Raw genomic sequence first — 21529 nt, forward strand, 5'->3', positions numbered from 1 at the left:
GAAGATGACGGACACTTCGGTCGAGCAGATCGTCACGGCACTGCGCCGCTCCATGCTGGAGAACGAGCGGTTGCGCCAGCAGAACGAGCAGCTCAGCGCGGCGGCCGGCGAACAGATCGCGATCGTCGGGATGGCCTGCCGCTATCCCGGCGGCGTGACCGGCCCGGACGAGCTGTGGGAGCTGGTCGTCGAGGGCCGCGACGCCGTCGCCAGCTTCCCGACCGACCGGGGCTGGGACGTCGACGCGCTCTACGACCCCGAGCCCGGCGTCGAGGGCAGGAGCATCACCCGGGAGGGCGGCTTCCTCTACGACGCGGCCGACTTCGACGCCGAGTTCTTCGGGGTGTCCCCGCGCGAGGCGCTCTCCCTCGACCCCCAGCAGCGGCTGCTGCTGGAGACCAGCTGGGAGGCGGTGGAGAGCGCGGGCATCGACCCGTCGACCCTGCGCGGCAGCCGGACCGGCGTCTTCGCCGGCGTGATGTACCACGACTACGGCTTCGGCTCCAGCGACGGCAGCCTGGTCAGCGGCCGGGTGGCGTTCCACCTCGGGCTGGAGGGACCGGCGGTGACGGTGGACACCGCCTGCTCGTCGTCCCTGGTGGCCATGCACTGGGCCAGCCAGGCGCTGCGCCGGGGCGACTGCGCCCTCGCGCTGGCCGGCGGCGTCACCGTGATGACCACGCCGGACATGTTCGTCTACTTCAGCTCGCAGCGCGGGATGGCCGCCGACGGCCGCTGCAAGTCCTTCTCCGCCCGGGCCGACGGCACCGGCTGCTCGGAGGGGGTGGGCGTGCTGGTGCTGGAACGGCTCTCCGACGCCCGCCGGCTCGGCCACCCGGTGCTCGCCGTGCTGACCGGCAGCGCCGTCAACTCCGACGGCGCCTCCAGCGGCATCACCACCCCGAACGGGCCGTCCCAGCAGCGGGTCATCCGGCAGGCGCTCGCCGACGCCGGGCTGACGACCGCGGACGTCGACGCCGTCGAGGCGCACGGCACCGGCACCCGGCTGGGCGACCCGATCGAGGCGCAGGCGTTGCTGGCCACGTACGGGCGCGGCCGGCCGACCGACGGGCGGCCGCTGCTGCTCGGCTCGGTGAAGTCCAACCTCGGCCACACCCAGGCCGCGGCCGGTGTCGCCGGGGTGATCAAGATGGTGCTGGCGATGCGGCACGGCGTGCTACCGGGCGTCGTCCACCTCGACGAGCCCACGCCGCACGTCGACTGGACGGCCGGCGCGGTGGACCTGCTCACCGAGGCCCGGCCGTGGCCCGCCGTCGACCGGCCGCGCCGGGCGGGCGTCTCGTCGTTCGGGCTCAGCGGGACCAACGCACACGTGATCCTGGAAGCCCCGGCCCCAGCCCCGGCCCCGGAGCCGGATCCCGCGCCGGAGGTGCCGTCGGCGGTGCCGTGGCCGCTGTCGGGCCGTACCCCGGAGGCGCTCGCCGGGCAGGCCGGGAAGCTCCGGGCGTACCTGCGCGACCGCCCCGGGCAGCGACCGCTGGATGTCGGCTTCTCGCTGGCCACCGGCCGGTCCGCGTGGCCGTACCGGGCGGTGGTCGTCGGGTCGGAGCGCGACGCCGCGCTGGCCGCCCTGGCCGGCGGCACCCCGCACCCCGACCTGGTGACCGGCCGGGCGACCGGACGGCCCACGGCCGTGCTCTTCACCGGCCAGGGCGCGCAGCGCCTCGGCATGGGCCGCGAGCTGTACGACGCGTACCCGGTCTTCGCGGCGGCGTTCGACGCGGCGCTGGCCGGCTTCGACCCCGGGCTGCGGGACGTGCTGTGGGGCGACGACCCGGAGGCGCTGGACCGCACCGGCAACGCCCAGCCGGCCCTGTTCGCGATCGAGGTCGCCCTCTACCGCCTGGTGGAGTCCTGGGGGGTACGCCCGGACTTCGTGGCCGGGCACTCCATCGGCGAGTTGGCCGCGGCGCACGTGGCCGGGGTGTTCTCGCTCGCGGACGCGTGCAAGCTGGTCGCCGCCCGGGGCGGCCTGATGCAGGCGCTGCCGGCGGGCGGGGTCATGGTCGCGGTCCAGGCCACCGAGGCGGAGGTCCGGCCGCTGCTGGTCCCGGGCGCGGACCTCGCGGCCGTCAACGGGCCGACCTCGGTCGTCGTCTCCGGCGAGCAGGCCGCCGTCGAGGCCGTCCTGGACGGGCTGGGGGAGCGTAAGACCACCCGGCTGCGGGTGTCGCACGCCTTCCACTCGCCGCTGATGGAACCGATGCTGGCCCCGTTCGCCGCGGTCGCGCTGGGCGTCACGTACGCCCCGCCCCGGCTGCCGGTCGTCTCCACCCTGACCGGCCGGCCGGCCACCGCCGAGCAGCTCACCGACCCCGGCTACTGGGTACGGCAGGTCCGGCAGGCGGTCCGCTTCCACGACGCCGTCCGGCACCTGGCCGACGCGGGGGTCAGCACGTACCTCGAACTCGGCCCCGACGCGGTGCTCACCGCGCTGGCCCAGGGCTACCTGGACGGCGACGACCTGGCCTTCGCGCCGATGCTGCGCCGGGACCGGCCGGAGGTCGCCGAGGCGCTGCGGCTGCGCGCCGTGACCCACGTTCGAGGCCTCTCCGCCAGCTGGTCGGACCACTTCGCCGACCTCGGCGCCCGGCAGGTCCCGCTGCCCACCTACGCCTTCCAGCGCCGCCGGTTCTGGTCCGACGACCTGGCCGGCACCCGTGCCGACGTGGCCGGCCTCGGTCTCGCGTCCGCCGGTCATCCGCTGCTCGGCGCGGCCGTGCCGCAGCCGGAGACCGGCGGGCTGGTGTTCACCGGGCGGCTCGCCGTCGGGGTGCAGTCCTGGCTCGCCGACCACGCCGTCCTGGGCGAGGTGCTGCTGCCCGGCACGGCTCTCGTGGAGCTGGCCCTGCACGCCGGCCGGCGGGTGGACCGCCCCCGGCTCACCGAGCTGACGCTCCGCGCGCCGCTGCTGCTGCCCGCCAGCGGCGGCGTCACCGTGCAGGTGGTGGTCTCCGGCGACACCGGCACGGGCGGCCGCAGCCTGGGCATCTGGTCCCGGCCGGACGGCGAGGACGACCAGTGGCAGCTGCACGCCGAGGGCGCCCTGGCAGCGGAACCCGTCGCCGTGGCCCCGGACCTCGGGGAGTGGCCGCCTCCCGGTGCTGTTCCCGTCGATCTCGAGGGCGGCTACGAGCGGCTCGCCGACCGGGGTTACGCGTACGGGCCGGTCCTGCGGGGGCTGTGCGCCGCGTGGCGCCGCGGCGACGAGCTCTTCGCCGAGGTCGCGCTCCCGGAGGGCGTCGGCGGCGAGGCGTACGGCCTGCACCCGGCCCTGCTCGACGCGGCCCTGCACGTCGGCCTCCTCGACGACGAGCCGGACGCCGCGCCGGTCGTGCCCTTCGCCTGGACCGACGTCACGCTGCACCGCCCCGGCGCCACCGCGCTGCGGGTGCGGATCACCCCCACCGGCGCCGACGGCGTCGCGCTCACCGCCGCCGATCCGGCCGGCCGGCCGGTGCTCGACGTCGGCGCCCTGCTCTCCCGTCCCACGGTGCGGTCGGGATCCCGGCCGCACCGCGGGCCGCTGTACGGCGTCGACTGGACACCGGTCGACCCGGGCGTCTCCGCCGAGGGGGACGTCCCCGTCGGGTGGGAGGAGCTGCCGGCGGACGGCCCGGTGCCGGCGTCCGTCGTCCTCGACTGCGCCGCCGCGACCGGCGACACCCCGGTCGCGGTGCGGGCCCTGCTGCACCGGACCCTCGCCGCCGTCCAGGGCTGGCTCGCCGACGACCGGTTCGCCGCGGCGCGCCTGGTCGTCGTGACGCACGGCGCGGTCGCCGTCGGGGACACCACCGTGGACGTGCGGAGTGCGCCGGTCTGGGGCCTGATCCGCTCCGCCGAGGCGGAGCACCCGGGGCGGTTCCTCCTGGTCGACGTCGACGACGCCCCGGGCGCGGTCGCGGCCGGCGTACGCGCCGCCACCGCCGCCGCCGAACCGGAGGTGGCGGTCCGCGGCGGCACGGTCCTCGCGCCCCGGATCACCCGACTGCCGGCCGCCGCCGGCCCCGCGCCCGACTGGGACACCCCCGGCGCCGTGCTCGTCACCGGTGGCACCGGCGGCCTCGGCGCGCTGGTCGCCCGGCACCTCGCCGAACACCACGGGGTACGGCGGCTGCTGCTCGCCAGCCGCCGGGGACCGGACGCACCGGGCGCCGACGCGCTGCACGCCGAGCTGACGGCACTCGGCGTGGCGGTGACGATCGTCGCCTGCGACGTCGCCGACCGGGAGGCCCTCACCGCGCTCGTGGCCGGCCACCCGATCGGCGCCGTGGTGCACACCGCCGGGGTGCTCGACGACGGGGTGGTCAGCGCCCTCGACCCCGACCGCCTCGACACCGTGCTGGCCGCCAAGGCCGAGGCCGCCTGGCACCTGCACGAGCTGACCCGCGACCGCGACCTCAGCGCGTTCGTGCTCTTCTCGTCGATCGCCGGCACACTGAGCCCCACCGGCCAGGCGAACTACGCGGCCGCCAACGCCTTCCTCGACGCGCTCGCCCGGCACCGCCGGGCCGCCGGGCTGCCCGCCGTGGCCATGGCCTTCGGCCCCTGGGCCGGCGCCGGCATGGCGGCCGGGCTCGACGACGCCGACCTGGCCCGGATGCGGCGGCAGGGCCTGCCGGCGCTGACCCCGGCCGAGGGCCTGGCCCTCTTCGACGCCGCGCTGGCCGCCGGCCGGGCCGCGGTGCTGCCGGTCCGCATCGACGTGGCCGCCCTGCGCGCGGCCGAGGGCCTGCCGGCGGTGCTGCGCGCCCTGGCCGGCCCTGTCCGCCGTCCGGCGACCGACCCGGCCGCCCCGCTCCTCGCCGAGTTGACCACCGGACCTCAGGCCGGGGAACGGATGCTCGCGCACGTGCGGGCCCGGGTGGCCACGGTGCTCGGGCACGCGACACCGGCCGCCATCGAGCCGGACCGCGCCTTCCAGGAGTTGGGCTTCGACTCGCTGACCGCCCTGGAGTTCCGCAACGCGCTGGTCGCCGACACCGGCCTGCGGCTCCCGGCGACGCTGGTCTTCGACCACCCCAGCCCGGCGGCGCTGGCCACTCATCTGCTCGCCGAGGTCTCCGGCGCGGCCCGCCAGGAGCGGGCGACCACGACCGTCACGGCGGACGAGCCGGTCGTCATCGTGGGGATGGCCTGCCGCTACCCGGGTGGCGTCTCGTCACCTGAGGAGCTGTGGCGCCTCGTCGCCGACGGGGTCGACGCGGTGACCGGCTTCCCCACCGATCGGGGTTGGGACGTCGCCGCGCTCTACGACCCGGAACCAGGCCGCCCCGGCAGGTCGTACGCCCGGGAGGGTGGCTTCCTGCACGACGCCGCCGAGTTCGACGCCGGCTTCTTCGGCGTCGGCCCGAACGAGGCGTTGGCGATGGACCCGCAGCAGCGGTTGCTGCTGGAGGCGTCGTGGGAGGCGATCGAGCGCGCGGGGATCGATCCGGTGTCGCTGGGCGGCTCGGCCACCGGCGTGTTCGCCGGGATGATGTACCACGACTACGCGCTGAGCAGCGCGGCCGGCTCGATCACCTCGGGCCGGGTGTCGTACGTCTTCGGCCTGGAGGGCCCGTCGGTCACGGTGGACACGGCCTGCTCGTCGTCGCTGGTGGCGTTGCACCTCGCCGCGCAGGCGCTGCGCTCCGGCGAGTGCACGCTCGCGCTCGCCGGTGGTGTCACGGTGATGGCGACCCCGGAGACGTTCGTGGAGTTCAGCCGGCAGCGGGGGCTCAGTGCGGACGGGCGGTGCCGTTCCTTCGCGGCGTCGGCCGGCGGGACCGGCTGGGCGGAGGGTGTGGGGGTGCTGCTGGTGGAGCGGCTTTCCGACGCCCGCCGGCTCGGTCACCGGGTGCTGGCGGTGGTGCGGGGTACGGCGGTCAACCAGGACGGCGCGTCGAACGGGCTGACCGCGCCGAACGGTCCGGCGCAGCAGCGGGTGATCCGGCAGGCCCTCGCGAACGCGCAGCTCCAGCCCGGTGAGGTGGACGTGGTGGAGGCGCACGGCACCGGGACCACGCTGGGCGATCCGATCGAGGCGCAGGCGCTGCTGGCGACGTATGGGCAGGACCGGCCGGCGGACCGGCCGCTGTGGCTCGGCTCGATCAAGTCGAACATGGGTCACCCGCAGGCCGCCGCGGGTGTGGCCGGTGTGATCAAGATGGTGCAGGCGATGCGGCACGGTGTGCTGCCGCCGACGCTGCACGTCGACGAGCCGTCGCCGCAGGTGGACTGGTCGGCGGGCGCGGTGGAACTGCTGACCGAGGCGCGGGAGTGGCCGGAGACCGGCCGGCCGCGTCGGGCGGGGGTGTCGTCCTTCGGGATCAGCGGCACCAACGCCCACGTCATCCTCGAACAGGCGCCGGACGAGCCGGCCGTCGCCGAGCCCGCACCGGCGCCGGTGGTGCCGTTGCCGCTGTCGGCGAAGACGCCGCGGGCGCTGGCGGAGCAGGCCAGCAACCTGCGGGCGCACCTCGACGCCCGGCCCGACCTCGACCCGCGGGACGTGGCGTACTCGCTGGCCGTGGGCCGCAGCGCCTTCCCGTACCGCGCGGTCGTCGTCGGCGCCGACCGCGCCGACCTGACCGGCGGCCTGGCCGCGGTGGCCTCCGGTGACGGCGCGGACGAGGCCGGCGCCGGCCGCACGGCGGCGCTCTTCACCGGCCAGGGCGCGCAGCGCCTCGGCATGGGCCGCGACCTGTACGACGCGTACCCCGTCTTCGCGGCGGCGTTCGACGCGGCGCTGGCGGGTTTCGACCCGGGGCTGCGGGACGTGCTGTGGGGTGACGACGCGGAGGCGTTGCACGCCACCGGCAACGCGCAGCCGGCGTTGTTCGCCTTCGAGGTGGCCCTGTTCCGGTTGCTCGAGTCGTGGGGTGTGCGGCCGGACCTGGTGGCCGGTCACTCGATCGGTGAGCTGGCCGCCGCGCACGTGGCGGGGGTGTTCTCCCTCGATGACGCGTGCCGGCTGGTCGCCGCCCGGGGCAGTCTGATGCAGGCGTTGCCGGCCGGCGGCGTCATGGTCGCCGTGCAGGCGACTGAGGACGAGGTGCGTCCGCTGCTGGTCGACGGTGTGGACATCGCGGTGGTGAACGGTCCGACCTCGGTGGTGGTCTCCGGCGACGAAGCGGCCGTGGATGCGGTCGTCGCGGGGTTGGGGGAGCGGAAGACCACCCGACTCGCGGTGTCGCACGCCTTCCACTCGCCGCTGATGGAACCGATGCTCGCGGATTTCCGCAAGGTCGCCGAATCCCTGACCTACTCCGCGCCGACCCTCCCGGTGGTGTCCACCCTCACCGGACGGCTGGCCACCGCGGAGGAGCTGACCGACCCCGACTACTGGGTGCGACACGTCCGGCACGCCGTGCGCTTCGCCGACGCGGTCACCACCCTGGAGGCCGCCGGGGTGACCCGCTTCGTCGAGATCGGACCCGACGGTGTGCTGACCGGGCTGGCCGCGCAGAGCGCCACCGGCGACCGGACCGTCACGATCGCCACCCAGCGCCGCGACCGCGACGAGGTGGCCACCCTGGCCGCCGCCGTGGGCCGGCTCTGGGCCACCGGCGCGCCCGTCGACCTGACGGCCTGGTGCCCGACCGGCCGCCGGGTCGAGCTGCCCACCTACGCCTTCCAGCGCGAGCACCACTGGCTGCGGCAGGCCACCCCGGCCGGTGACGCCGCGGCGGTGGGTCTCGCCGCCGTGGAACACCCACTGCTCGGCGCGGCCGTGCCGCTGCCCGACGGCGGGGTCGTACTCACCGGCCGGCTCTGCCTCGACGCCCAGCCCTGGCTGGCCGACCACGCCGTGCACGGCACGATCCTGCTGCCCGGGACCGGCCTGGTCGAACTCGCCCTGCGGGCCGGCGACGAGGTCGGCTGCGACACCGTCGAGGAACTCACCCTGCTGGCGCCGCTCGTCCTCGCCGCCGGCCGGACCGTGCACGTGCAGGTGATCGTGGGACCGGCCGACGCGTCCGCCGCCCGTGCGCTGAGCATCCGGTCGCAGACCGTCGGGAGCGCCACGACGTGGACGACGCACGCCGAGGGCCTGCTCACACCGGGCCTCCCGACCCCCGCCCCCGTCCCGGCCGCCTGGCCGCCGCCGGGCGCGACCCCGCTCGACCTGGCCGGCGCGTACGCCCGGATGGCCGGGCAGGGGTACGCGTACGGGCCGGCCTTCCAGTGCCTGCACGCCGCCTGGCGCCGCGGTGACGACGTGTACGCCGAGGTCGCCCTGCCCGAGGCGGCCCGCGCCGACGGCGAGCGGTTCGGCCTGCACCCCGCGCTCTTCGACGCCGCCATGCACGCGGTGGTGCTCGGCGGCACCGACGGGGACACCGCCGCCCTGCCGTTCGCCTGGTCGGGGGTGACCCTGCACGCCGCCGGCGCGACGGCCGTCCGGGTCCACCTGACCCAGCCCGCGCCCGACACGCTGACCGTCACCGTCACCGACCCGGCCGGCGATCCCGTCGCGTCGGTCGGCTCGCTGGCCCTGCGACCCGTCTCCGCCGACCAGCTCGGCACCGCCGCCGACTCCACCCTGTACGCGGTCGACTGGGTCACCGCGCCCGCCCGCGCCACGCTGGCGGGGGAGTGGCTGACGCTGGCCGCGACGGACGACCGGCCCGACCTCGCGGCCACCGCGAGCGGTCCGCCGCCCGCCGCCGTGGTGCTGGAGTGCGCCGCCCCCGACACGGCGGTACCCGCCGCGGTCCGGTCCGTGCTGGACCGGACGCTGACCGCGCTGCGGTCCTGGCTGGCGGCCGATTGGCTCGCCGAGTCCCGGTTCGTCGTGCTGACCCGTGGCGCGGTACCCGTCGACGGCGAACCCGTGGACGTGCGGCTGGCCCCGGTGTGGGGCCTGGTCCGGGCCGCCCAGGCGGAGCATCCCGGCCGGATCACCCTGGTCGACGTCGACGCGACCGGTGGCCTCGACGACGTGCGCGCCGCCGTCGCCCTCGACGAGCCGGAGGTCGTCGTCCGCGGCGGCGTGGCCCGCGTACCCCGGCTCGTTCCGCTGCCGGCGGCGGCCGGGACCGGCGTGCGGTGGGAGGCCGGCGGAACCGTACTGGTGACCGGCGGCACCAGCGGTCTCGGCGCGGTCCTGGCCCGGCACCTGGTGACGGCGCACGGCGTACGCCGGCTGGTCCTGGCCAGCCGCCGGGGCCCTCAGGCGCCCGGCGCGGCGGTGCTGCGCGCGGAGCTGCTGGCCGCGGGCGCGACCGAGGTGACCGTGCTGGCCTGCGACCTGGCCGACCCGGCCCAGGTGACCGCTCTGGTCGACGGCGTACCCGGACAGTGGCCGCTGACCGGCGTGCTGCACGCGGCCGGGGTCGCCGACAACGCGGTCGTGGAGGCGTTGACCGCCGGCCAGCTCGCCGCGACGCTCGGCCCAAAGGCCGACGCGGCCTGGCTGCTGCACGAGGCCACCCGAGGGCTTCCGCTGACCGCGTTCGTGGCGCTCTCCTCCGCCGGGGGTCTGCTGCTGGCCGCCGGGCAGGGCGGGTACGCCGCGGCCAACGTCTTCCTCGACGCCCTGATGACCGAGCGGCGGCGCGCCGGCCTGCCCGGCGCCGCGCTGGCGTACGGGCTGTGGAGCGGGGCCGGGATGGGCCGCGACCTGACCGAGGTGGACCTGGCCCGGATGCGCCGCCAGGGCCTGCCCGCGCTGACCGTCGACGAGGGGGTCCGGCTCTTCGACGCCGGTGTCGGCGCCGGCCGGGCCGTACCGGTGCCGCTGCGGCTCGACGTGGCGGCCCTCGCCACCGGGGACGTCCCGCCGATGCTGCGGGCCCTGGTGCCGGTGACTTCCCGTCGGGCCCGGGCGGCGGCGGTCGGGCAGGACGGGACGACCGAGCTGCTGCGCCGGCTGACCGGCCTGCCCGGCGCGGACCGGGAACGGGCCCTGGTGGAGCTGGTCCGTGAGCACGCCGCGGCGGTCCTCGGCCACCCCGACGGGACCGGGATCGACGTGGACCGCGGCTTCCTCGACCTGGGCTTCGACTCGCTCAGCGGCCTGGAGCTGCGGGACCGGCTGGCCCGGGCCACCGGCCGCCGGCTGCCGTCGATGCTGGTCTTCGACCACCCGTCGGTGGCCGCGCTCGCCCGCCATCTCGGCACCGTGCTGTTCGACGCCGCGCCGCCCACCCCGGTGCCGCCGGCCGCGGAGGACCTCAGCGACGCCTCGGCGGCCGAGCTGTTCGACATCCTCGACCGGGAGCTGGACGCCGCCGACGCGGCGGAGTCGCGATAAGGGGAACGGCAGGGGTCCGGTTAGGGGATCCCGCCGCGCCCGGCCCGCATAGGTTCGGTGCCGGCACCGGATCCGCCGGTGCGACGCACCGCAGAGCCGTGGAGGTGGTCGACGTGTCGTACGCCGCGACGGCGAAGGGGACCGTGGAGTTCGGTCCACACCGGACCTGGTACCGGGTGACCGGTGACCTCCGCGCCGGCCGCCCGGCCCTGGTGGTCGTGCACGGCGGCCCGGGCATCACCCACGACTACCTGCTGAACCTCGCGGCGCTCGCCGGCGACGGCTGGCCGGTGGTGCACTACGACCAGCTCGGCAACGGCGGGTCGACGCACCTGCCGGACCGGGGGGCCGACTTCTGGACCCCGGAGCTCTTCCTCGCCGAGCTGGACAACCTGCTCGACAAGCTCGGCGTCGCCGACGACTACGTGCTCTTCGGGCACTCCTGGGGCGGCATGCTGGCCGCCCGGCACGCCGCCGCCCGACCCGCCGGGCTGCGCGGCCTGGTGATCGCCAACTCACCCGCGTCGTACCCGCTGTGGTTGTCGGAGATGAAGGTCCTGCGCGACCAGCTCCCGCCGGGCGTCAACGACACGCTGCTGCGGCACGAGGCCGCCGGCACCACCGACTCCACCGAGTACTTCGCGGCCACCCGGGTCTTCTACGACCGGCACGTCTGCCGCCGTACGCCGTGGCCCGGCGACTACATGGCCTCGTTCTACGAGCTCTACAACGACCCCACCGTCTACCACACCATGAACGGGCCGACCGAGTTCCACGTGGTCGGGTCGTTGCGCGACTGGTCCGTCGTCGACTGCCTGCCCGACATCGCGGTGCCGACCCTGCTGGTCTCCGGACGGCACGACGAGGCGACGCCGGTGACCCTGCAGCCGTACCGGGACCTCGTGCCGGACGTGCGGTGGGAGCTGTTCGAGGAGTCCAGCCACACCCCGCACCTGGAGGAGCCGGAGCGCTTCCGCTCGGCGCTCCACGGATACCTGGCCGGGCTCCCGCGCTGACGCGGCAGGGCCGGCCGAAGGAGGACCGATGACCGCAGGAGTGTCCGAACGGGCGGCGGACGACCGGGCCGTGGCCGGGTTCCGCGACGCGATGGCCTCGTTTCCGAGCGGCGTGACGATCGTGACGACCACCGACGAGCGCGGTCGCTGGTGCGGCTTCACCGCCACGTCCTTCTGCTCGCTCTCGCTGGATCCGCCGCTGACGCTGGTCTGTCTGGCGCGGACGGCCCGGTGCCATCCCGGCTTCCTCGCCGCCAGCTCCTGGGTGATCCACATGCTGACGCCCGAGCACGCCGGCCTGGCGATGCGCTTCGCCGACCGGGACGCGGACAAGTTCGGCGGTGGCGAGTTCGTGGCCAACGCCCAGGGCCACCCGGTGCTGCCGGGCGCCTGCGCGGTGCTCGAGTGCGAGGCGTTCGCCCGGTACGACGGCGGCGACCACACCATCCTGGTCGGCCGGGTGACCGCCGCCGCCGTGCGCCCCGTCGAACCCGCGGTGTACTTCCGCCGCGGCTTCCACGCCCTGCCCGCCTGACCGCCGTTGACGGCCGGGCGTTGTTGACGGCCGGGCGTTGTTGACGGCCGGGCGGCGTGGACGGCCGGGCGGCTCGTGGGCCGCCGGTCAGGACACGGCGCTGGGCAGCGTCATCATCACGGCGGTCGGGCCACCGGCCGGGCTGATCACCGTCAGCGTCCCGTCGAACGCCTCCAGCCGCCGTCGTACGCCGACGAGTCCGGTCCCGCCGTCCAGGCTCGCCCCGCCGACGCCGTCGTCGATGACCACCAGGGTGAGGCTCCCGTCCGCGTACGTCACGGTGACCGTCGCCTGCCCGGCCCCGCTGTGCTTGACCACATTGGCCAGCGCCTCGGCGATCGCGAAGTACGCGGCCGACTCGACCGGCGCGGGCGGCCGACCCGGCAGGTCCACCTGCACGGTCACCTCGGTCGGCAGGGCCAGCGCGAGGGCCTGCACCGCACCGGCCAGGCCGCGCTCGGCCAGCACCGGCGGGTGGATGCCGCGGACCAGGTTGCGCAGGTCCGCCTGGGCGTGGTCGCTGGTCTCCCGCGCCTCGTTGAGCAGCTGCTGGGCGGCGTCCGGGTCCCGGGCCAGCAGGTCCGCCGCCATGCCCAGGCTGATCGAGAGGGCGACCAGCCGGGCCTGGGCCCCGTCGTGCAGGTCGCGCTCGATGCGCCGCAGCTCCGCCGCCTGCGTGTCGACCGCCGCCGACCGGGTGTCGGTGAGGTGCCGCACCCGCAGCGCCATCGACGCCCCGTAGGTGGGGGCCAGCAGGACCTTGGCGAACCGGCCGTACACGGTCAGCAGCAGCGGCGCCAGCAGCGCTCCGCCCACCAGCAGCAGCACCCCCTGCGGCGGCGCGAGCAGCGCCTGCACGACGTTCGTGATCGGCCAGAAGACGCCGTAGCCGAAGCCGGGGACGGCGATGCCGAGGATGAACCCGAGCAGGACGCCCTCCAGCCCGTAGACCACCATCATCGCCGGCAGCAGGCCGAGCACCAGGCCGGCAGGGAAGCCGACGAGCAGCCACGCCATGTCCCGCCAGGTCGACGCGTTGCGCAACGCCCACAGGCAGCGCTGCCAGGCGGCGAGCAGCGCGTTGTCGGACCAGGCCGGCGGCTCGTGGTACGGCAGCTCGATCCGTATGCCGAGCCAGTCGCCGATCAGCCGTCGCTGCCACGTGGTCAGGTCCCGGACCGCGCCCATCGCGACCGGGGTGAGCACCACCCCGACGCCGGCCGCCGGGATCAGCAGGACCGACACCAGCCCGAGCACGAACAGCGCCAGCCCGAGGCAGCCGATGGTGGCCAGCCCCAGACCGCGGAGGCACCAGGTGCCGACCTGCCGGACCAGCTGCCCGACCGAGACCCGACCGGGCGTACCGAACGCCTCGTCGAGCGCCTGCCTGCCAGCTCCCATGCCGCACCCCCATCCGCCGAGGCCCGTCGCCGGCTGGTGATCCGCATCGGAGCTCACCCGGCCGGCGCCTCGCGCAAGGTCCATTCTCATCGACTCCGCGACGTCACCGAGTAGTGCTAGGCCTACTTCCGGCAGCCCTCTGACCCGCCTCTTCGCCGGGGCGGCGTGAGCGGTCGGGCACGCAGCGTGGCCCCTAACGCTGGCATTAGGGGTCCGGGCAGCGCCGCTAGTGGTTACCCGCGCCCACGCGGGCCGGTTAGCGTCACCTCGCGTCCAGCCGTCGACCGTCCCCGTCGAACCGCGGAGGTTCCCGCATGCCGGAGCACGGTTCCGAGCCCGCCAGCACCCCGGTCTTCGACCCGGCCCTGCCGTACCGCCGTTCGCCGCAGGTGGCGTTGCGGCCCGAGCCGTTCGGCGCGCTGGCGTACCACTTCGGCACCCGCCGGCTCTCCTTTCTCAAGACGCCGGTCCTGGTCACCGTCGTCGAGTCGCTCGCCGGCCACGCCGACGTGCACGACGCGCTGGACCGGGCCGACGTGCCGCCCGACCTGCGCCACAGCTATCTGGCCGCGCTCCGTGGCCTCGCCGAAGCCGGGACGATCGAGCCGCGCTGAGGGCGGGGCAGTGATGGAGGAAGAGCCGCGATGAAACTCGTCGACCACTTCGAGCGGGGGCTGGCCGCACCGATCTGCCTGACCTGGGAGCTCACCTACGCGTGCAACCTCGCGTGCGTGCACTGCCTGTCGTCGTCCGGCCGCCGCGACCCCGCCGAGCTCAGCTTCGACGAGTGCCGGTCGTTCCTCGACGAGCTCCAGCGCATGCAGGTCTTCTACGTCAACATCGGCGGCGGCGAACCGACCGTCCGCCCCGACTTCTGGGAACTGGTCGAGTACGCCACGGCGCACCAGGTCGGGGTGAAGTTCTCCACCAACGGCGTCCGGATCACCCCGGAGCGGGCCCGGTGGATCGCCGCCAGCGACTACCTGGACGTCCAGCTCTCGCTGGACGGCGCCACCGCCGAGGTGAACGACGCGGTCCGGGGCGCCGGCTCGTACGACACGGCCCGTACCGCGATGCGGTACCTGGCCGAGGCCGGCGTCCGCGACTTCAAGATCAGTGTGGTGGTGACCCGGGCCAACGCCGGCCAGCTCGACGCGTTCGCCGAGCTGGCCGACCAGCACGGCGCGCAGCTGCGGCTGACCCGGCTGCGGCCGGCCGGGCGGGGCGCCGACGTCTGGGACGAGCTGCACCCGACCGCCGCCCAGCAGGCCCAGCTCTACGACTGGCTGGTCGCCCGGGGCGAGCGGGTGCTGACCGGGGACTCCTTCTTCCACCTCAACCCGCTGGGCGCGAGCCCGCTGCCCGGCCTGAACCTGTGCGGCGCCGGGCGGGTGGTCTGCCTCGTCGACCCGGTCGGCGACGTCTACGCCTGCCCGTTCGCGATCCACGAGCGGTTCCGGGCGGGCAACGTCCGGTCGCCCGGCGGCTTCGCCCGGGTCTGGCGCGACTCGCCGCGCTTCGCCGAGTTCCGGTCGCCGGAGGCGGCCGGTGGCTGCACCGGCTGCGCCGCCGCCGACAGCTGCCGTGGCGGCTGCATGGCGGCGAAGTTCTTCACCGGCCTGCCACTGTCCGGCCCGGACCCGGAGTGCGCCCTTGGCCACGGCGAGGTCGCGCTGGCGGCGGTCACCGCCGGCTCCGCGCCGAGGCCCAGCGTCGACCACTCGCGCCGGCCGGTGCCGGTGCGGATCGGCGGCCGTACACCCGACGTCGCCGGGCGTGCCTGCGACAGCAGCCCGCTCGTCGGCTGCGGCGGATGACCACCGGGGGCATCGGCCTCGCCGACCCGGTGGAGCTGGCCGGGCGCCGGGCACCGAGCCGGGTGCTGTTCGGGCCGCACGAGACCAACCTCGGCCGGGGACGGGCGCTGTCCCCAGCGCACGTCGGCTACTACGCGCGCCGGGCCGCCGGTGGTGCCGGCGTGGTGGTGGTGGAGACGGCGAGCGTGCACGACAGCGACTGGCCGTACGAGCGGGCCCCGCTGGCCGCCGACTGCGGGCCCGGCTGGGCCGCCGTCGTGGCCGCCTGCCGTCCGCACGGGACGCTGGTCCTCGCCGGGCTCGGGCACGCCGGTGGGCAGGGCTCCTCCGCCTGGTCGCAGGGCGCGCTCTGGGCGCCGTCCGGGGTGCCGGACGTCATCACCCGCGAGATGCCGATGGCGATGGAACAGCCGGAGATCGACGCGCTGACCGTAGGCTTCGCGTCCGCGGCGGGGCTCGCGGTCCGCGCCGGGGCCGACGGCGTGGAGATCGACGCGGGGCAGCACAGCATCCTGCGTCAGTTCCTCTCCGCGCTCACCAACGTCCGCACCGACGGGTACGGCACCGACCGGTCCCGGCTGGTGCGGGAGGTGCTGTCGGCGGTCCGCACGGCGATCGGCGGGGACGCCGTCCTCGGCCTGCGGCTCTCCTGCGACGAGCTGGCCCCGTGGGCCGGCATCACCCCGCAGGCCGCCGCCGAGCTGGCCGTCGAGTTCGCCCCGGCGGTCGACTACCTGGCCGTGGTGCGGGGTTCCGCGTACGGCGTGCCGGCCACCTGGCCGGACCTGCACACCGAGCCGGGCTTCAACCGGGACCTCTGCGGCAGCGTCCGCAAGGCGGTGGCCGACGCCACCCCGGTGGTGTTCCAGGGCTCGGTGGTCGACCCGGCGCGGGCTCAGGAGGCGCTGCGCGACGGCACCGCCGACCTGGTCGAGATGACCCGCGCGCAGATCGCCGACCCGGACCTGGTCGCCAAGTGGCGGGCCGGCCGTCCGGAACGGATCCGACCCTGCGTGCTGTGCAACCAGCGGTGCCGGGTGCGGGACAGTCGCAACCCGGTGGTGAGCTGCCTGGCCGAACCGGCCAGCGGGTACGAGTCCGAGGACGCGCCGGTTACCGAGGGCCGCGACCGGACGCCCCGCGACGTGCTGGTCGTGGGCGGGGGGCCGGGCGGCCTGGAGGCGGCCCGGGTGCTGGCCACCCGCGGTCACCGGGTGGAGCTGGCCGAGCGCGCCGGACGGCTCGGCGGGGCGCTGCGGCACGCCGCGGCGGTCGGCGGCCGGTCCCGCCTCAGCGAGCTGGTCGACTGGTGGGAGCGGGAACTCGGCCGGCTCGGCGTGACCATGCGGACGGGCGTCACCGTCACCGCGACCGACCTGGACGCCGCCGTGGCGTCGGGACGCGCCGTCCTGATGGCCACCGGCGGTGTCCCGGGCCCCCGGGACTTCCCGGCCGCGGTCGACGTCGCGGACCTGCTCGTCGCGACACCCGACGGCGGCACCGTCGGCGCCGCGCTGCCGCCCGGCCCGGTGGTGGTCTCCGACGAGGTGGGCGACGCCGTCGGGGTGGGGGTGGCGGAGCTGCTCGCGGCGGCCGGCCGGCCCACCGCGCTGGTCACCCGGGACCCGGTGCCCGGCGTCCAGTTGGCGCTGACCGGCGACCTCGCCGACGCGAACGGCCGCCTCCAGCGGGCCGGCGTGCGGCTGCTGCGCCGTTCCCGGGTCCGCGCCGTCGAGTCCGGCCGGGCCGTCGTGGAGGACGTGTACACCGCCGAACGGACCACGCTCGACTGCGCCGTCCTGGTGCACTGGGGGCACCGGCTGCCGGAGCCCGAGCTGGCCGACGTGCACCCCGACGCGCCCCGGGCCGGCGACTGCGTCGCCCCGCGTACCGTGCACGAGGCCGTACGCGAGGGGCGCCGCGCCGCGCTCGCGCTCGTCGGGGCCGGCTGATGACCGCCCGGTTCCCGCACCTGTTCTCGCCGCTGCGCATCGGGCCGGTGGTGGTGACCAACCGGGTGGTCAGCTCCGCCCACCTGACCAACTACGCCGAGGACGGCCTGCCCAGCGCCCAGCACGCCGCCTACTACGCGGCCCGGGCGGCCGGTGGGGCGGGACTGGTCATCACCGAGGAGCAGTCCACCCACCCGACGGACTGGCCGTACGAGAAGCTGATCCACGGTTTCCGGCCCGAGGTGGTGCCCGGGTACCGGCGGATCACCGAGGCCGTGCACGCCCACGGCGTGCCGGTCTTCGCCCAGCTCAACCACAACGGCGGCCAGGGCACCGGGATGTACTCGCGGCGGCCGGTGTGGGCCCCGTCGGCGGTGCCGGACCCGCTGTTCCGGGAGGTGCCCAAGGCGGTCACCGGGGCGGAGATCCGCGAGGTGGTCGAGGGCTACGGGGTGGTCGCCGGGCACTGCGCCGAGGGCGGCTTCGACGGCGTGGAGCTGCAGTGCTCGCACTCGTCGATCGTCCGGGGCTTCCTCTCCCCGGCGACGAACCTGCGGACCGACCGCTACGGCGGCCCGCTGGCCAACCGGGCCCGGCTGCTGCTGGAGATCATCGACGCGGCCCGCGAGGCGCTCGGCCCCGACCGGGCGCTGGGGGTGCGGCTCTGCGGCGACGAACTCGTCGAGGGCGGCATCGTGCTGGACGAGGCGGTCGAGGTGGCCCGGATGGTGGAGGCGACCGGCAAGGTCGACTACATCAACACCTCGATCGGCGTCGCCACCGCCACCCTGTACATGATCGAGGCGTCGATGGCGGTTCCCCCCGGCTACGGCCTGTTCGTGGCGAACGCGCTGCGCCGGGCGGTCCGGCTGCCGGTCGTCGGGGTCGGCCGGATCAAGGACCCGGTGCAGGCCGAACGCGCCCTCGCCGCCGGCCACTGCGACCTGGTCGGTGTGGTACGCGGGCAGATCGCCGATCCCGGCTTCACCGCCAAGGCCCGCGCCGGGCGGTCGGCGGAGATCCGGGCCTGCCTCTCCTGCAACCAGGAGTGCGTCGGCCGGATGGGGCTGAACCGCTGGCTGGGCTGCGTGGTCAACCCGCGCGCCGGCCGCGAGTCGGTGCCGCTGCCCGCGCCGGGCCTCCCGGGCCGTCGGGTGCTGGTGGTGGGCGGGGGGCCGGCCGGGCTGCGGGCCGCGGCGACCGCCGCCGAGCGGGGCCACCGGGTGACCCTCTACGAGCGGGCGCCGGAGACCGGCGGGCAGGTCGGGGTGGCGGCCACCGCGCCGGGGCGCGCGGAGTTCGGTGACCTGGTCCGCAGCCTGCTCGCCGAGTGCCGACGGCACGGCGTGGAGATCCGCACCGGTGTCACGGCGACGGCGGCGACGCTGCGCGCGGCGCGGCCGGACGCGGTCGTGCTGGCCACGGGCGCCCGCCCGCAGCTGCCACCCTGGGCCACCGGACTCGACCGGGTCGCCGAGGTGCGCGACGTGCTGGAGGGCCGGGTCGCGCCGCACGGTGACGTGCTCGTCGTGGACGAACTGGGCTTCCACCAGGCCACCTCCGTGGCGGAGCTGCTCGCCGACCGGGGCTGCCGGGTCCGGGTGACGACGCCCGGGATGATCGTCGGCCAGGATCTCGGGATCACCCTGGACATGGAGATGTTCCTGGTCCGGGCGCACGCCCGGGGGATCCGGCTGGAGACCGACGAGGTGGTGCTGGCCGGCGCGGCGGTCTCCGACGGGCTGGAACTGCAGATGCTGCGGCACACCACCGGCGTCACCTCGCCGCTGCGGGTCGACTGGGTGGTCTGCGCGACCCACCCGACGCCGGAGGACGAGCTGTGGCGGGAGTTGCGCGACGTCCCGTTCGAGGTGCACCGGGTGGGGGACTGCGTGGCGCCCCGCCGGGCGCACGCCGCCGTGGTCGAGGGACACCGGGTGGGGGTGGCGCTGTGACGCCGGAGGCGGGGGCGCCGATCGCGGTGGTGGTGGCCCGGGCGGGCCGGCTGCCGCTCGGCGCGGCCGAGGCCGCGGCGGAGGCCGACGGCCGGGCACTGGTGATCGGCTCCGGCGCCGCCGAGGCGGCCGCCGCGCTCGCCGGCGCGCACACCGTCCACTGGACCGAGCAGGACGGCTTCCGGCCCGGGCACTGGTCCGCGCAGCTGGCCAGCGTCCTGGCCGGCAGCGGCCCGGTCCTGCTGCCCGCGTCCCCGGACGGCCGTGACCTCGCGCCCCGGCTCGCCGCCGCGTTGCGTCGGCCGCTGCTCGCCGGCGCGACCCGGCTGCTGCCCGACGGCGCCGAGGTGCTGCGCTGGGGTGCCCGGCTCGGCGTGGAGCTGGCGGTGGACGGCCCGTTCGTCGCCACCCTGCAGCCCGGCGTACGCGGCGTCGACGCGGACCACGGTCCCGGCCGCCTGCACCCGCTCACCCTGCCGCCGCCCCCGGCGACGCCCGAGGTGACCACGGTGTCCGTGGCGGATCCCGAACCGGCCACCGTGGCGCTCGCGGAGGCGCCCCGGATCCTCACCGCGGGGGCCGGGATCGGCCGGGGGGAGCTGACCGGCCCGCAGGCCGTCGCGCTGCTGGGCCGGGTCGCCGCCGGGCTGGGCGCCTCGCTGGGCGCCACCCGGGTGGTCACCGACGCCGGCTGGGTGCCGGCCGCCCGCCAGATCGGCACCACCGGCGTACTGGTCGACCCCGACCTCTGCGTCGCCTTCGGCGTCTCCGGCGCCGCCCAGCACCTCGGCGGCCTCGGCCAGCCACGGCACCTGGTCAGCGTCAACCCGGACGCGTCGTGCCCGATGACGACGGCCGCCGACCTCGCCCTGGTGACCGACGCGGCGGCCCTGCTGGCGGAGCTGGCGGCGCGACTCGACCCGGGCGTCCGGTCCGGAGCAAAGGAGCACGATGACTGACCAGCCCGCCGGTACGCCACCGCGGTTCGACGTGGTCGTGGTCGGCGCCGGACCGGCCGGCTCCGCCGCGGCGCTGGAGGCCGCCCGCGCCGGCCGGTCGGTCGCCCTGGTGGAGCGGGGACCGTTCCCGGGCGCCAAGAACGTGTACGGCGGGGTCGTCTATGGACGTGTCCTCGACGAGCTCGTGCCGCGCTGGTGGGAGCAGATGCCCGTGCAGCGCTGGGTGACCCGGCGCGCCACCATGGTGATGACCCCGACGCAGGCGATGACGGTCGACTTCCGGACCAGCGACTGGGGTCGCCCGCCGTACAACGGGGCGACCGTGCACCGGGCGGATCTCGACGGCTGGCTCGCCGGGCTCGCGGTCGCGGCCGGCGCCGTGCTCGTGCCGTCGACCGTGGTCACCGGGCTGCTGCGCGACGCCACCGGCGCGGTCGTCGGGGTCCGCACCGACCGGCCCGACGGTGACCTGCGCGCCGGCGTGGTGATCGCCTGCGACGGGGTCAACTCCTTCCTCGCCAAGGAGGCGGGGCTGTACCGCGAGGGCGCGGCCGGTCGGCACGTCGCGCTCGGCGTGAAGGAGACCCTGGCGCTGCCGCGCGAGGTCATCGACCAGCGGTTCGGGCTCAGCGGCCTGGAGGGTGCCGACATCGAGGTGCTCGGCTGCACCCGCGGCCTGCCCGGCGGCGGTTTCCTCTACACCCAGCGGGATTCGGTCAGCGTCGGCGTGGTCGTCGGCCTCTCCGGCCTGGCCACCGGCACGGTACGTCCCGAGGAGCTGATGGGCGACCTCAAGCGGCACGATGCCATCGCCCCCCTGCTGCGCGGCGGCACGCTGGTCGAGTACTCGGCCCACCTGCTGCCCGAGGGTGGCTACCGGAGCATGCCGGACCTGGTGGGCGACGGCATCCTGGTCGCCGGCGACGCCGCGGCGATGTGTCTCGCCGCCGGCGTCTGGCTGGAGGGGGTCAACTTCGCCATCGGTGCCGGCATGTACGCCGGACGCGCCGCCGCCGCCGCGGTGGCGGCCGGCGACGTGAGCCGGTCGGGGCTGGCCGGGTACCGGCGGATGCTGCGCGACTCGTTCGTCCTCGCCGATTTGCGCCGGCTGCGCCGGGTGCCGGATCTCGTCCTCTCCGACCGGGTGCAGCAGCAATATCCGGGCCTGCTCTGCGACCTCGTCCAAGGAGTGTTCCAGGTGGACAATCCCCGTCCGAAGCCCGGGCTGCGCCGGTTGCTGCGGCGCAGCGCGGCGACCCACCAGGTCCGGGTCCGCGATCTCGCCCGGGACGCGCTCGTGGCGCTGCGGGCGTTCCGGTGAGCCGGCCCGACCCGCCGGGTCCGCACCTGGAGACCGGCTTCGACGAGCGGATCGCGACCACCGAGTTCCGGGTCGGGGCCCGGGCGCACATCACGGTGGACACCCGGGTGTGCCGGTCCTGCACCACCCAGGCGTGCGTGCGCTGCTGCCCCGCCGACCTGTTCACGCCGACCGCCGACGGCGGGATCCTCTTCAGCTACGAGCAGTGCTTCGAGTGCGGCGCCTGCTACCAGGTCTGCAACACCGGGGGTGCCATCTCCTGGAGCTACCCGGACGGTGGCCAGGGCGTCGTCTTCCGGAAGGGGTGACCGG

The 21529-nt window shown here is 76.1% G+C and carries 11 protein-coding genes; 10 read left to right on the forward strand and 1 reads right to left on the reverse strand.

Annotated features, from left to right (window positions below):
* Positions 1–4 precede the first annotated feature (4 nt).
* The 3 genes from AC5RWQ_RS02490 to AC5RWQ_RS02500 all read left to right on the forward strand — a co-directional run bounded on the left by AC5RWQ_RS02490 (position 5) and on the right by AC5RWQ_RS02500 (position 11812).
* The gene (locus AC5RWQ_RS02490) at positions 5–10261 is read left to right on the forward strand and encodes an SDR family NAD(P)-dependent oxidoreductase (protein ID WP_494281096.1); all 10257 of its coding nucleotides are present in this window, start codon (positions 5–7) and stop codon (positions 10259–10261) included.
* A gap of 98 nt (positions 10262–10359) precedes the next feature.
* Positions 10360–11277: a proline iminopeptidase-family hydrolase gene (locus tag AC5RWQ_RS02495; protein WP_494281097.1), complete on the forward strand. Its 918-nt coding sequence runs from the start codon at positions 10360–10362 to the stop codon at positions 11275–11277.
* A gap of 28 nt (positions 11278–11305) precedes the next feature.
* Entirely contained in the window at positions 11306–11812 is a 507-nt protein-coding gene (locus AC5RWQ_RS02500) for a flavin reductase family protein (protein WP_494281098.1), read from the forward strand.
* Between the two features lie 87 nt (positions 11813–11899).
* On the opposite strand, the gene AC5RWQ_RS02505 is transcribed toward AC5RWQ_RS02500, so the two are convergent.
* The gene (locus AC5RWQ_RS02505) at positions 11900–13213 is read right to left on the reverse strand and encodes a sensor histidine kinase (RefSeq protein WP_494281099.1); all 1314 of its coding nucleotides are present in this window, start codon (positions 13211–13213) and stop codon (positions 11900–11902) included.
* 314 nt (positions 13214–13527) lie between these two features.
* Between AC5RWQ_RS02505 and mftB the strand changes: the two genes are divergently transcribed.
* The 7 genes from mftB to AC5RWQ_RS02540 are packed head-to-tail and all read left to right on the forward strand — an operon-like array spanning position 13528 to position 21525.
* Complete coding sequence (mftB, locus tag AC5RWQ_RS02510; protein ID WP_494281100.1) at positions 13528–13827, forward strand: mycofactocin biosynthesis chaperone MftB; 300 nt, start codon at positions 13528–13530, stop codon at positions 13825–13827.
* A 30-nt stretch (positions 13828–13857) separates the two neighbouring features.
* On the forward strand, positions 13858–15030 hold the full coding sequence (gene mftC, locus AC5RWQ_RS02515; protein WP_494281101.1) for a mycofactocin radical SAM maturase: 1173 nt from the start codon (positions 13858–13860) through the stop codon (positions 15028–15030).
* Positions 15027–16982 carry a mycofactocin system FadH/OYE family oxidoreductase 1 gene (locus AC5RWQ_RS02520; RefSeq protein WP_494281102.1) on the forward strand — a complete coding sequence of 652 codons (1956 nt, stop codon included), beginning with the start codon at positions 15027–15029 and terminating at the stop codon, positions 16980–16982. The genes mftC and AC5RWQ_RS02520 overlap by 4 nt, the downstream gene beginning before the upstream one ends.
* Positions 16982–18937 (forward strand): mycofactocin system FadH/OYE family oxidoreductase 2, encoded by a 1956-nt coding sequence (locus tag AC5RWQ_RS02525; protein ID WP_494281103.1) that lies wholly within the window; start codon positions 16982–16984, stop codon positions 18935–18937. Before AC5RWQ_RS02520 ends, AC5RWQ_RS02525 begins: the two co-directional genes overlap by 1 nt.
* Positions 18934–19896 carry a mycofactocin-associated electron transfer flavoprotein alpha subunit gene (locus tag AC5RWQ_RS02530; RefSeq protein WP_494281104.1) on the forward strand — a complete coding sequence of 321 codons (963 nt, stop codon included), beginning with the start codon at positions 18934–18936 and terminating at the stop codon, positions 19894–19896. Before AC5RWQ_RS02525 ends, AC5RWQ_RS02530 begins: the two co-directional genes overlap by 4 nt.
* A complete protein-coding gene (locus AC5RWQ_RS02535) occupies positions 19889–21217 on the forward strand; it encodes an FAD-dependent oxidoreductase (protein ID WP_494281105.1) in 1329 nt (442 codons plus the stop codon). Before AC5RWQ_RS02530 ends, AC5RWQ_RS02535 begins: the two co-directional genes overlap by 8 nt.
* The gene (locus AC5RWQ_RS02540) at positions 21214–21525 is read left to right on the forward strand and encodes a ferredoxin family protein (protein WP_334491731.1); all 312 of its coding nucleotides are present in this window, start codon (positions 21214–21216) and stop codon (positions 21523–21525) included. Before AC5RWQ_RS02535 ends, AC5RWQ_RS02540 begins: the two co-directional genes overlap by 4 nt.
* Positions 21526–21529 lie beyond the last annotated feature (4 nt).

It is taken from the genome of Micromonospora sp. BS32 (assembly GCF_059089345.1).

Excerpts from the sequence above, each read along its gene's own strand:
- mftB (WP_494281100.1), top strand. The coding sequence starts at position 13,528 with ATGCCGGAGCACGGTTCCGAGCCCGCCAGCACCCCGGTCTTCGACCCG.
- AC5RWQ_RS02520 (WP_494281102.1), top strand. The coding sequence starts at position 15,027 with ATGACCACCGGGGGCATCGGCCTCGCCGACCCGGTGGAGCTGGCCGGG.
- AC5RWQ_RS02525 (WP_494281103.1), top strand. The coding sequence starts at position 16,982 with ATGACCGCCCGGTTCCCGCACCTGTTCTCGCCGCTGCGCATCGGGCCG.
- mftC (WP_494281101.1), top strand. The coding sequence starts at position 13,858 with ATGAAACTCGTCGACCACTTCGAGCGGGGGCTGGCCGCACCGATCTGC.
- AC5RWQ_RS02505 (WP_494281099.1), bottom strand. The coding sequence starts at position 13,213 with ATGGGAGCTGGCAGGCAGGCGCTCGACGAGGCGTTCGGTACGCCCGGT.
- AC5RWQ_RS02500 (WP_494281098.1), top strand. The coding sequence starts at position 11,306 with ATGACCGCAGGAGTGTCCGAACGGGCGGCGGACGACCGGGCCGTGGCC.
- AC5RWQ_RS02490 (WP_494281096.1), top strand. The coding sequence starts at position 5 with ATGACGGACACTTCGGTCGAGCAGATCGTCACGGCACTGCGCCGCTCC.
- AC5RWQ_RS02535 (WP_494281105.1), top strand. The coding sequence starts at position 19,889 with ATGACTGACCAGCCCGCCGGTACGCCACCGCGGTTCGACGTGGTCGTG.